Here is a 12,130-nt window from a genome sequence, read left to right on the forward strand (position 1 = left end):
CAGCAGCACCTTTGGATAATAAACCCACCCCTGAGACAACCAGATTTCAAATCAGCGACTTTACGGCCGAGCCTACCATTTGGGAAACCATGCAGCGCGATCTTGATCCCAAAACGGTAACCAAGCATCTGGCTTTATTTCTTATTACGGTTCTAACCGTTTCAATGGCCGGAGCCGGCTTTGTCGGTTTCGAGCCCTCACTATTTCCTCTTGCCCTGCCTTCTCTACCCGACTTTTATCGCGGTTTACTTTTCGCCGGCCTACTTTTAGGATTTTTGGGCGTACACGAATTTGGGCACTATTTCGCCGCACTCTATCATCATATTAAAGTAACCCTGCCTTATTTTATTCCCATCCCACTTGGTATCGGCACCGTTGGGGCCGTTATCCGCATCAAACAAAAAATTAATGACACCTATAAAATGTTCGATGTGGGAGCAGCCGGACCATTAGCTGGTTTTGTAGTTTCCCTTGCTGTATTACTCTATGGATTTTCGACTCTGCCCGATCCCTCATTTATACAAAATTTTGCGGGACACGAAGCAGTAAAAGAATACGTTGCCCAATATGGCGTTTATCCCGACAATCCGCTGCAAGAGACCAATGGCAACGTTTTAATTGTCGGAGATACCCTGCTCTACAGTTTCCTGGCCTCTTTTTTTGAAAACGTGCCCCCCATGTGGGAGATGTATCACTATCCCTTCTTGTTTGCGGGGTGGCTGGGACTTTTCTTTACAGCCCTCAATCTTACTCCTATTGGTCAGCTCGATGGCGGACATATTTTATATTCGTTAATCGGATTTAAAAAACACAAAATCGTAGCACGCATCTTTTTTACTGTGCTTATAACTCTCGGGGGAATCGCTTCGATTCCGTTCATTCATCTTTCTCTTGGTGAATTTGACTACAGTTATGGCTTGTTAAGCTGGATTATTTGGGGAGGAGTGTTGATGATGCTCCTCCGCAAGGCTTTCCGCGAGGATTTCGACTGGATCTTACCCGTCTGGACAGCCTCATTAGCAGCTACCGCATTTTATCTATTCTTTATAGTGGGCAATATTACGACATCCGGTTCATTAATTTGGGTAGTCTGGTCGTTTTTCATTGCCTATTTTGTAGGAATTGAACACCCACCGGCGATTCGCGAACGCAAGCTTGATCCTACCCGAAAGTTCTTAGGATGGCTCAGCATGGCCATTTTCGTGCTTTGCATCAGTCCCAACCCCCTATATTTAATATAAAAATCGTTATCTTTAGTCGCTTTAACCGCAAAACCTAATCTCTCTATTTTAATGCGTTACTTGTTTATTTCTGTCATTGCTTTACTCTTTATTTCATGCTCAAACGAAACTCCTGAAAATGTACCTGATCGGGTAAATCAACTCATTGCCGAAGACAACTATACTCAGGCGTTGGACATCTTAGAAAATGCTGATCCCCAGCAGACAAATGCAGATCTACCTACCCTAAAAGAAAAAACGTACCTTAATTATGGGTTGTACCTGGAGTATCGGGGACCTGAAGAAAGTACCATGCGCGACCGAATGACTTCTGCTCTCGAACAATTTATTGAGGTGCTCAAAATAAATCCTGATAACGAGAAAGCACGAACCGAGATCCGGCAAATAATGGGTATTTACAACACCATGCCCGAAAAATCGCCCGGAGAGGATATCGTTGCAGAACTAAATGAACTGGGGTTTAATTATTAGAAAACGGCAAATATAAAATGAAAGATGAGACTATCATTTGTAACTCTTCGCATCATTTTTGCCATCTGTCTTTTCACACAACCGGACTAAAGCTTATATTTTAAAAAGTGAAATATTTTCAACAAAAGCTTATTAACTTAAAACATGTCCCAAAAATCCAATCCAACTATAAAAAACCGTAAGGCACGGCACGATTACCATATCGAAGAAACTTATGAAGCCGGCATTGTTTTACGGGGAAGTGAGGTAAAATCTCTTCGAGAGGGTAATGCCAGCCTCAGCGAGTCTTTTGCATACTTAAAAGATGGGGAAGTATGGCTTCGGGATATGTACATCAAACCGTATAAAGAAGCTTCCTACACCAATCACGACGAGCGCCGTGAACGCAAATTACTACTAAACAAAAGGGAGATTGCTGATCTCGATAAAGCGGTTTCTCAAAAGGGATACACTATTGTTCCCCTCAAGCTCTATTTCAAAAAAGGATACGCTAAAATTCTGCTCGGAATAGCCCGCGGTAAGCAAAAACATGACAAGCGTGAAGACATCAAAGAACGCGATACCAGACGTGAACTCGAACGTAAGTACAAAGGGACCTATAAAGTTAATATGTAACCGACAAGACCATGTTCGGGTTTAAAAAGTGGCGGCGTAAACGTCTGCTCAAAAAAAGCTTTCCTGACGATCAATTCGCTTTTCTAAAAAGAAACGTCCCCTACTATCATTATTTACCGACTGATCTGCAGAAAAAGCTGGTCGGTTTGACAAACATTTTTCTGAACGAGAAACGTTTTGAAGGATGTGCCGGCCTTGAAATTACGGAACAGATTAGAGTAAGCATCGCTGCCCAGGCCTCCATTCTTCTGCTTGGAACCGAAGATCTCTCTTACTTTTATGAAGGTTTACGGTCAGTGCTCGTATATCCCAAAAAATACGTAGCTAAAGTAAAACAGCGGAATAACGGTATGTTTGTCGAGGAGGGTTTTGAACAACGACATGGCGAAGCTTGGTCGCATGGCTATGTTGTGTTAGCCTGGGATGAAGTCCAGCAAGGTGCATCTGATATCCACGACGGACAAAACTTGATATTCCATGAATTTGCTCATCAGTTGGATTACGAATACGGGGCAACCGATCAGGTAGAATCTCAAAATACAGATTCTTCCTATTTGTCCTTGGCTAACATGTTAGGACGTGAATACGAGAACTTCTTGAACATACTCAAACAAAATCAACAAAGCCTAATCGACGAATATGGAGCGACGAATCCGGCAGAGTTTTTCGCTGTTGTTACAGAGCTCTTTTTTGAAAAACCGAAAGAGCTTAGTCAAAAACACCCGGAGTTATACCAAAGATTCACGGAATTTTATCTTCAAGATCCGGCACGGTATCTCAAATCCTGATGTCAGTCTTTATTATGGGCTATTCCCAGTGATGCTTGAGCAGCACGTAATTCTCCTAGCCCAGGATTGACGTATGGTTCTTTACTTCATCTCCATTTTGATAAAAAAGTTAGCGGAACTGTACCCACCTATTTTTGGGATGTAGTTACAGGCATATTTTGTGGAAACAGTGACAAATATGGAGTCTGTGGCTCTTCATCAGGGCTTATTGCCATGGGAACGTGCTCACCTTTGGGACCCAGCGATTTTATAAATGCGTAAATGGCTCGCATATCCTCTTCACTCATCTTGTTCAGATTCATCCAAGGCATAGGTGGTAAATCCTTGCGATTCCTTAATGTCTCTACCCAGGTTTCCTCATCCCACTCATGAACACGCAAACGCAAATTTGTGGGATAGGTTGTTCCCCAGGGACCACGCCAACCTACCGCTGATCCCGTCAACCAATTTTCTTCAAGGATGTTTCCACCTGACATGAGGTATCCATTCGTATGACAATCATTGCAGCCCGTAATAGTTACCAGATATTTGCCCGCATCAATACGATTATCCCATTTTACAAATGGCGCCTCTACGATATCTTCTCCCTTATTTACACTACAGCTAACGATCAAAACACACAACACTCCAAAAAATAAACCACTCCCTTTCATCTTTTCCTCTCAATATTATTATGCTGATAAACTCCTAACCTCTCAAAACAATGTAGGTATATTTGGGAATTATATCTTAAATATTTTTTGGCTTAACCTACTGTTTTTAATTTATATAAAGCAGTAAAATATTCTATATAAAGACAAAAGGCCGTCCTCTTAGGACGGCCTTTTGATGTAGTTTCGCGGGATGATCTGTAAGCCGAATTCTGTATCCCGACAATATCGGGATGGCAATCATTTATCTGGCCCCCAAATCACTTTGGGTCTCGAGCACTCTACCCGGCTGTATTGCGACGAGCAGCGCACAGCCTGCATGAGCTTGCACCCCGTGAGGTTTGCCCTGCCTCCGTATGTTACCACCGGAGCGGTGAGCTCTTACTTCACCTTTTCACCTTTTCCCTCCCAACGAATCGGGAAGGTAGTCTATTTTCTGTGGCACTGGCTATCCCGAAGACTCGGGATCTTCCCGTTAGGAAGCACGGTGCTCGTTGGTGTTCGGACTTTCCTCTCACCCATATTGGGTGAGCGATTGCCCGATCATCCCTTTAAACCTATTAATTCAAAGAACAGCAACAACCCTTTAAACGGAAAAGATGCGCAACATCGTACAATATGCTGCACATCCCAAAAACAGTTAGTCAACAAAAAACGTTCTACAGGGTCAGCTCTTCCTTGGCATTTTCAAAGAATGAGGGATGCACTACGATACGCCCGCTATTTTCGTCAATGATAATTTTGTTCTTTTTACGAACTTCCACTTGTGTCTGCGGAGGCAATGCCATACCAAGTGCTGCGCCACGCTCCATAGGAACCACTGCCAGACCGTTTGAGAGTCCATTACGAAGACGTTTATAGCTCTTCAGGTAGCGCTGATCGATATTTTCCTCTACCTCTTCACGCTTCTCTAAAAGCATGTCTTCCTCTTTCTGCGTATTCTTCTTTACCTCTTCGAGATTTTCTTTTTTCTCTTCGTGCAGCTCTTTAACATCATCAAGTTTTTCTTGAAGCTCTTCCATTTCAGGATCAACCTCTTCAAGACGCTTTTCGATCTCTTCTAACCGAGACTGCGAGTTTTCAATTACCTGCTTTTGAGATTCAATCTCCTTTGTCAGCGCATCGTATTCGCGATTGTTACGCACCGACATCTGCTGCTCTTCATATTTTTCCATCTTGCTTTCAGCGTCCTTGATCTCAAGCTCAAGGTTATCTCTTTCCACTTTCAGCTCTTTCTTCTCTTCCTCAAGACGACTGATTTTCGCTTCCAGGCGGTTGATGTCGGTTTCAATATCCAGAATCTCTTCTGGCAAATCGCCGCGCAGCTGTTTAAGCTCGTCTATTCTGCTGTCGATATATTGAAGATTTGCTAATTGTTGTAGTACTTCTTCCATAAATTAGATTACGTCGTTTATTCCTGCGGATTTTATTTAACATCAGGCAAATACACCTGCATTGGGTTGGTGACTATTTCGGTTTCAAAAACTTCCAGCTCTTCAAACGCCTCGGTAAGTTCTTGCTGAAGGGCCGTCACCACGGGCACTTCACTTTCATAATGGCCTACATCGACCAGTAAAAAATTATCAGTGTCAGTAAAATAATCGTGATATTTAATATCGGCAGTAACAAAAGCATGTGCGCCTTCACTAATAGCATTGCCGGTAAGCGAAACACCTGCACCGCCACAAACAGCCACTTTTTTGATGCGGTCAACAGACCCCGAAAAGCGAACGGCTTTTACATCGAGTGCCTCAGCCACCGTATCCAAGAATTGTTGCTGGGTCAATCCTTTATCGCGATAAAAACCAACGACCCCCATACCAACATTTTTTGACGGACTAGCAACATCCATCACTTGAAAATTACCATGATGCAACAGCCCATTCTTTTCAAGCTCTTTCTCGAGGTCTGCCACATGGTGCTCATCAATAATAGCTTCATACTTAAATTGATCATCTTTTTTGCCCTCCACCTTATAATAATGAGCCTCTTCAGCCGAATAGTAGTTCAATAATTTTAGTACAGAGCCACTCTCGGAATGACCGGTTGTCAACACAATTTTTCGACTGATACTGTAGCTGTTGTCGAGGAACTTTAGATTTTCGAGTCCCAGCTCTTTTGCCAATACAAAAGAAACCCCATCGAGAGTTGCGTCAAGATTGGTATGAGCGGCAATCAATCCAATATCATTCTTAATGAGTTTGAAAATGATCTTACCCTGTTCATTGGTAGGATTTATCCGATCAATACCTTTAAAAATGAGGGGATGATGGGCAACAATCAGATCGCAATTATTTTCAATTGCTTCATCGACAACATCCAGCGTAACATCTAAACAGGTGAGGAGTCTTAACACTTGCTGATGCGGATCGCCGACGAGCAATCCCACATTATCGTAGTCGAGTTTTGTGCTGGGCGGAGCCCATTGATTTAGGAAGGTGGATATATGCCGAACCTGAATATTCATTTGGGCTATCGGCCTCCGTGCTTTAAAATTGCGATTCTACAGCACCTGAGGCGATGTAAAAATATATCAGAGTCGAAATAAAAAATACTCAGTGTGTGAACTATCAATTTACCTTCGATTCTTTAATTCAGACTCTTAAAATACCATTTTAATAGCTTTCTTAAAAGCTTATTTTTAAAGTGATTCATCATTGTTTATCAATCAATATTAACATACTGTTTAATTAAAACACCCCTGAAAACCGGAGGATTATGCCCGAAGACATTTGTAATAATATTGAAGAGCTACAAAATAGAATAAGCCGAGCTTGCGAAAGTGCCGGACGCAATGCCGATGAGATAACCCTTGTTGCTGTAAGTAAAACAAAGCCAATTGAGGATATTAAAACAGCTTATGGCTGCGGACAGATCCATTTTGGTGAAAACCGGGCAAAAGAGTTGCAGGATAAAATGGATGATTATGAAAATGAAGAAATCCAGTGGCATATGGTTGGGAATCTGCAAACCAACAAAATCAAATACATGGTGGAGCGGGTAAATTGGATTCACTCCATCGAGAAAAGCAAATACCTTCGTGAAATAGAAAAACGAGCTTCCCGCATTAATCGCGTCATCAATACTTTAATACAGATTAACATCAGCGGTGAAGAACAAAAAAGTGGTTGTGAACCTGAAGACTTAAAAGAGATTCTAAAATATGCCCAGGGGCTCAGCCATGTACGAGTCCGTGGGCTCATGGGAATGGCTACGTTTGTAGATCCCGAAGAAGTCGAAAAAGTACGCCCCGAATTTAAGATGCTCAAAGAAATTCGTGATGAACATCGCGATTATGAAGCAGCAAATATACAGCTTGACGAACTTTCGATGGGGATGACTAATGATCTGGAAATTGCCATAGAGGAAGGTTCTACCATGCTGAGAGTGGGCCGAGCCATATTTGGCGAACGTAACTACTAAGCAAAAATATCGTTATAAAACCTTTCAATCTTATTGAGATTTAGTACATTACAAAAGGATAATCAAAAATTCGCTTATTATGGCAGCATGGATCTGGGTACTTATACCGCTGGTGGCAATCATTGGGGGATTTATCATCGAGTATCAAAAAAATAAGATGACGATGATGAATAAAAGTCGACAAAATGAGGAAGAGGTCGAAGATCTTCGAAAGTTGGTCAATTCCTTAAAAGGTCGCATCGAAAACCTTGAAGCAATCGCTGCCGGTGAGCCCGATGATTTTTCTACCGGGGCAGGTCGCGGGATGGAAGAGATCGAGATTGAGGATGAACCTAACATCAAAGAAAAAAACAAACAGGAAGTTTCTAATCTTGCAAACAAAAAACGTGAAAAATCATGAGTGGAGATGCTTTAATTGTAGCAATAGTTTTTGGATCAATTCTTGGCATGATTACTATTCCCATGCTTATTAGCTTAGCTAAAAAGTGGATCGAGCGAAACAACAGCTCTATCCCCGAAGAGCAATTCAACCGCCTGGCTCGGGCGTTTATGGAACACAAAAAGGATACCCAACGCCGTATCCAAAACTTAGAGGCCATTATCTCTGAGGATGGTTCGGCAGAAAATTTTCAAGACGAAGAATCATCGAAACAAATTGAAGCCCCAAAGGAAAGTATCGAGTTTGATGATTCTGAAAATGTATCGGAGAAGTCGGAATCTAACGATAATAACAAGAACAATTTGCGGAACATGCTGCGGGAATAGCATGTTAAACTAATCCCTTTTGACAGATAGCTCATACATACTATGAAATTAACAGCTCTTGAAATAAAACAGCAGGAATTTGATAAGTCGCTGCGCGGCTACGACAAAGACGAAGTTCAGGCGTTCTTAAATCTCATGTCGAATGAGTGGGAACACATGGTAGCAAAAAACCGTGAGCTCGAAAAGCGTATCGACGAGCTGGAAGAAAAGCTCAAGCATTACGAGCGTGTTGAAGAGGCATTGCACGAAACACTACAAACAGCAAAAGAATCAGCAGAGCAAAAGCTTACTGGTGCTCGTAAAGATGCTCGCAACAAAATTGAAAAAGCCGAAATGGAGGCTGAATCTATTATTCGTGAGGCCACCCAACAGCGTCAACAGGTACGACAAAGTATCATCCGGTTGCTCGACCGACGCAAAGAGATTATTGGCGGCATCCGATCCTATCTGGAAATGGCTCAAGAATCACTGGAACAGTTTTCCAAGGATGAAGCTCATCTTTTTGATTTACCCGCCGAAGAAGATGAGTTTTCTGAAAAATTAAGCAAACAAGCCAAACGACGAAGCGAAGCTCTATTTGATGAAAATGAGAATCAGCTCGACGAGGAAGGTCAAAGCATGCCCCCCGGCAGTGAAAATATTGACGATTTGATTGACGAGCTTGACTGACTTTTTGGAATACTTATTATATCGGTCTTAGTGCTTACTTTTGGCGAATGTGATTTCCTATCTACTTAGGCTTTTTATATTTTCTGTAACCTTTTTGAACTATTAAGCTTACTGTATTTATGCAAAGAGAAACCGTTGAAGAGTTCCGCAAAAAACGTGAAGAAGCCCTCTCCTTTCTTAAAAAGCAGACTGATGAACAACCGGACTATTTAATTATCCTTGGAACCGGACTTGGTCGTTTGGCCGAGGAGATTAATGTTGCTGACCGTATTTCTTACTCTGATATTCCGCATTTTTCCGATTCAACGGTGGAAGGTCATGCCGGTAAACTTCTTTTTGGATCTCTTAGCGGGAAAAATGTTGTGGCTATGCAAGGACGCTTTCATTATTACGAAGGCTACACTATGCAGGAGATCGCCTTTCCTCCTCGGGTGCTAAACGCCATGGGGGCGGAAACACTCATTGTTAGCAATGCATGTGGCGGCATGAATCCCAATTATTCCCGCGGCGATATTATGCTGATTAACGACCATATTAATATGTTTGGCGACAATCCGTTAATCGGTCCCAACGATGAGGAACTCGGACCCCGTTTTCCTGACATGAGTGATCCCTATACGAAAAAGCTGCGAAAAGTGGCTGAAAACGTAGCGTTAGAAAAAGGTATTAAAATGCACGAGGGAGTTTATTTGGCCCTTAGTGGTCCAACAATGGAAACAAAAGCCGAATATCGATTTCTCCGAAATATAGGCGCTGATGTGGTAGGCATGAGCACTGTTCCAGAAGTGATTGCAGCCGTCCATATGGGGATGGACGTACTTGGCATTTCGGTGATAACTGACGAATGTTTCCCCGATGCTCTAGAACCTGTTGATATTGAAAAGGTATTGAAGGCTGCCGGTGAAGCCGAACCAGATATGACCACCGTAATCACCGGTGTACTACAACAACTTTGATATCCCAATTAAACCATCCATCCAAATGTCATTTCCCTACGGCCGCATTTTTCTGATTGGATTTTCACTTCTTCTTTTAAGCTGTGGTACCACCGATAAAACAAAGCCGGCACCGGAAGTAACCAAAGAAAATTTAAAAGTGGTGACCGAAACCACTCCTGCTATTATTGGTGGATTAGATGCTCTTTATCAGCAGTTGCGGTATCCCTCAAATAGCTCCCAACAGTCATTAAACATTACGTTAAAAGCCAACATCTTGGTTAACAGCAATGGAAACGTAAAACAAGTTTCATTCGACGAAGATAACTATTCCCAATATAAAGAAGCGGCTCGTGAAGCTATACATTCCGTCAGATTTGTACCGGGCAAACGCAATGGCAAAGCCGTTGATATGTTTATAACCATTCCGATACAGTTCAATGCCCGATAAAAACAGGCAGCAGCTTTACAGTACGAAAAATTTATAGTCAGAAATAAAAATTTATATCAATTTTTATTCAAAAAGCGTTAATTTGCAGAAGCTTTTATTATAAAGAGCACATAAGCGATTAATAAACCATATCACCCAATTTTAAATCATATGTTTAACGGTGATTTTAATGATGATATTTGGGATGAGCATCAATGGGAATCTCACCTGAATGAAATCGAACGGAAGAGTTCCGGCCTGAGAAAGTTCATCATTCCCGAACACTCCGGCAACATACCCCGATGGCTCAAGCTTCTGCAGGAAAGCTCGGACGAGTTTGACGCTGTGGACGCTTTCATTGAAGAAGAACTGCTCATTGACGAAGCCTATTTTCCGGGCGAAGATGATGATGAAATCGATGATGAGGACGGGGAAGAGGAATGGGAAGATTTTTTGTTTGACGACTTTGAAGATGACTTCTTTTTCGAAGAGGAAGAAGATGATTTTGATGCAGGCGAAGAATGGAAGGAGCTCAGCGAAGACTTTGCAATGACAAACATGGGGTCCATAGATACACTTTACATATATAATACTTCCCGAACATTGGCAGCCGCAGTACTACAGTGGGCCGAAAGTATGAATCCCAAGAATATTACTCCCGATTTTAATGAGTTCGTAGGCAACATTTTAAAAATCGGAGCTAAAATTGCCGGCGGATACAGCTTTGGTTTTGATCGCGATTTTCTGGGTGGTAATATCGCCTACACCAAAAAAGCCCTATACTGTTCTAACGATGCTCTAGTAATTTTACAGCGAGACCTTAAAGGAAGTTCTTACATCCCCTCAAAAAAATATTACCACTTCCATGAACAGCTATTTACGCTCCGTAATGATATTGGCATTTATATCCAGGAGTTAAGAGAGGAATTCCACAATAGGATTTAAAAAAGTGTTCAAGTGCTGAAGCTCCAGAGCAAAAGCACTCCAGCACTTGAATTAAGCCAACCTAATCCCAAATAGCTACTTCCCGATTCCCTTCGGAGTCCGAACTCCCGCGGAACATACCATTGGTATTCATATCCGTATAGATATTGCCGTACTTATCTACCGCAATCATGCCGGCCTCACCGGGATTAAGTACCTCATTTAACAGATAGTCTCCGGCTTCCTGCAAGGTAGCATCCTTATATTTCATATACGAACCTACCGTATGTCCTGATACAGCACGCATAATTTTTTCGCCCCAGCCAGTCATCGATACAGCCACCACATCACTGGCATACGTTCCGCTTCCAATGATGGGCACATCGCCCACGCGACCAAATTTCTTGTTCGTCATACCACCAGTAGAAGTACCTGCCACAATTTGACCTTCTTTATCCACGGCCACGGCACCTACCGTACCAAATTTTTCTCCGTCAGCATACAAAGCTGTTTTGTCTTCTTTGGGGATCAAGCTCGACTGCTGGCCATCCCCTTCTTTCTCACGCTCCAAGGCACGCTGCAGGGCCTGGTATCGCGACTCAGTATAAAAATAATCCTGATCAACGCGCTCAACACCCATTTTATCAGCATACCGCTCGGCTCCTTCTGTCGCAAACATCACGTGTTCAGAGGTTTCCATCACCTTCCGAGCCAGCGTAATCGGATTCTTCACCGTTTTAACCCCGGTAACCGCGCCGGCTTCAAGGGTATTTCCAACCATAAATGCGGCATCCAGTTCGTGTTCGCCGTCATGAGTAAATACAGCCCCTTTCCCTGCATTAAAACGAGGATTATCCTCCAAATAGTTAATCACCTTTTCTACGGCATCTTCTGCAGATCCCCCATCAGCCAAAATATCTTCACCAATCGTCAATGCTTCATCCAGATCATCAAAATAGGCCTGCTTCACCGAATCGGGTCGATCTTCCGAGATCGCTCCCGCCCCACCGTGTAATGCTATTGCCCATTCTTTTTGCTGCTGTTCCTGCTGAGCATCGGATTGCGTACAGCCTATAGCTATCAGCGCAACCACCACTAATCCAATTACCTTTCTCATAATCCCCATACTAAATTACAGTTGGTTAATGTTGATTTGCAAAATTATAAGCAGCAAAACTGCCACTTCAAAGTATGTAAGTGTTTTGTAACAACATTTAAT

15 protein-coding genes and 1 other RNA gene are annotated in these 12,130 nt (G+C 42.5%); 11 read left to right on the top strand and 5 right to left on the bottom strand.

Annotated features, from left to right (window positions below; genetic code table 11):
* Window positions 1-11: 11 nt before the first annotated feature.
* From ACT3IB_RS09045 to ACT3IB_RS09060, 4 genes are all read left to right on the top strand, one after another.
* Window positions 12-1,241 (top strand): site-2 protease family protein, encoded by a 1,230-nt coding sequence (locus ACT3IB_RS09045; protein ID WP_491538680.1) that lies wholly within the window; start codon window positions 12-14, stop codon window positions 1,239-1,241.
* A gap of 51 nt (window positions 1,242-1,292) precedes the next feature.
* On the top strand, window positions 1,293-1,712 hold the full coding sequence (locus ACT3IB_RS09050; protein WP_491538681.1) for a hypothetical protein: 420 nt from the start codon (window positions 1,293-1,295) through the stop codon (window positions 1,710-1,712).
* A gap of 144 nt (window positions 1,713-1,856) precedes the next feature.
* A complete protein-coding gene (gene smpB / locus ACT3IB_RS09055; protein WP_491538682.1) occupies window positions 1,857-2,327 on the top strand; it encodes an SsrA-binding protein SmpB in 471 nt (156 codons plus the stop codon).
* 11 nt (window positions 2,328-2,338) lie between these two features.
* Window positions 2,339-3,115 carry a M90 family metallopeptidase gene (locus ACT3IB_RS09060; RefSeq protein WP_491538683.1) on the top strand — a complete coding sequence of 259 codons (777 nt, stop codon included), beginning with the start codon at window positions 2,339-2,341 and terminating at the stop codon, window positions 3,113-3,115.
* Between the two features lie 128 nt (window positions 3,116-3,243).
* On the opposite strand, the gene ACT3IB_RS09065 is transcribed toward ACT3IB_RS09060, so the two are convergent.
* The 4 genes from ACT3IB_RS09065 to ACT3IB_RS09080 form a co-directional block, all read right to left on the bottom strand.
* Window positions 3,244-3,729: a c-type cytochrome gene (locus ACT3IB_RS09065; RefSeq protein ID WP_491538684.1), complete on the bottom strand. Its 486-nt coding sequence runs from the start codon at window positions 3,727-3,729 to the stop codon at window positions 3,244-3,246.
* Between the two features lie 221 nt (window positions 3,730-3,950).
* Window positions 3,951-4,316: RNase P RNA component class A (gene rnpB / locus ACT3IB_RS09070), an RNA gene on the bottom strand.
* Between the two features lie 108 nt (window positions 4,317-4,424).
* Window positions 4,425-5,159 (bottom strand): zinc ribbon domain-containing protein, encoded by a 735-nt coding sequence (locus ACT3IB_RS09075; RefSeq protein WP_491538685.1) that lies wholly within the window; start codon window positions 5,157-5,159, stop codon window positions 4,425-4,427.
* Window positions 5,160-5,191: 32 nt separating this feature from the next.
* Window positions 5,192-6,232, bottom strand: a complete 1,041-nt coding sequence (locus ACT3IB_RS09080; protein WP_491538686.1) for a Nif3-like dinuclear metal center hexameric protein — start codon at window positions 6,230-6,232, stop codon at window positions 5,192-5,194.
* Window positions 6,233-6,483: 251 nt separating this feature from the next.
* On the opposite strand from ACT3IB_RS09080, the gene ACT3IB_RS09085 reads away from it, so the two are divergent.
* The 7 genes from ACT3IB_RS09085 (at window position 6,484) to ACT3IB_RS09115 (ending at window position 10,932) form a co-directional block, all read left to right on the top strand.
* The gene (locus tag ACT3IB_RS09085) at window positions 6,484-7,188 is read left to right on the top strand and encodes a YggS family pyridoxal phosphate-dependent enzyme (RefSeq protein ID WP_491538687.1); all 705 of its coding nucleotides are present in this window, start codon (window positions 6,484-6,486) and stop codon (window positions 7,186-7,188) included.
* A gap of 79 nt (window positions 7,189-7,267) precedes the next feature.
* Window positions 7,268-7,588, top strand: a complete 321-nt coding sequence (locus tag ACT3IB_RS09090) for a hypothetical protein (RefSeq protein WP_491538688.1) — start codon at window positions 7,268-7,270, stop codon at window positions 7,586-7,588.
* Entirely contained in the window at window positions 7,585-7,953 is a 369-nt protein-coding gene (locus ACT3IB_RS09095; protein ID WP_491538689.1) for a hypothetical protein, read from the top strand. Before ACT3IB_RS09090 ends, ACT3IB_RS09095 begins: the two co-directional genes overlap by 4 nt.
* 42 nt (window positions 7,954-7,995) lie before the next feature.
* Window positions 7,996-8,622 carry a DivIVA domain-containing protein gene (locus ACT3IB_RS09100; protein ID WP_491538690.1) on the top strand — a complete coding sequence of 209 codons (627 nt, stop codon included), beginning with the start codon at window positions 7,996-7,998 and terminating at the stop codon, window positions 8,620-8,622.
* A 119-nt stretch (window positions 8,623-8,741) separates the two neighbouring features.
* On the top strand, window positions 8,742-9,578 hold the full coding sequence (locus tag ACT3IB_RS09105; protein WP_491538691.1) for a purine-nucleoside phosphorylase: 837 nt from the start codon (window positions 8,742-8,744) through the stop codon (window positions 9,576-9,578).
* A gap of 25 nt (window positions 9,579-9,603) precedes the next feature.
* Window positions 9,604-10,008: a TonB family protein gene (locus tag ACT3IB_RS09110; protein ID WP_491538692.1), complete on the top strand. Its 405-nt coding sequence runs from the start codon at window positions 9,604-9,606 to the stop codon at window positions 10,006-10,008.
* 150 nt (window positions 10,009-10,158) lie between these two features.
* Window positions 10,159-10,932 carry a hypothetical protein gene (locus tag ACT3IB_RS09115; protein ID WP_491538693.1) on the top strand — a complete coding sequence of 258 codons (774 nt, stop codon included), beginning with the start codon at window positions 10,159-10,161 and terminating at the stop codon, window positions 10,930-10,932.
* A 61-nt stretch (window positions 10,933-10,993) separates the two neighbouring features.
* Here the strand turns inward: ACT3IB_RS09115 and ACT3IB_RS09120 are convergent, their stop codons facing one another.
* The gene (locus ACT3IB_RS09120) at window positions 10,994-12,028 is read right to left on the bottom strand and encodes an isoaspartyl peptidase/L-asparaginase family protein (protein ID WP_491538694.1); all 1,035 of its coding nucleotides are present in this window, start codon (window positions 12,026-12,028) and stop codon (window positions 10,994-10,996) included.
* Between the last annotated feature and the right edge of the window lie 102 nt (window positions 12,029-12,130).

The organism is Fodinibius sp. GM21, from assembly GCF_058386955.1.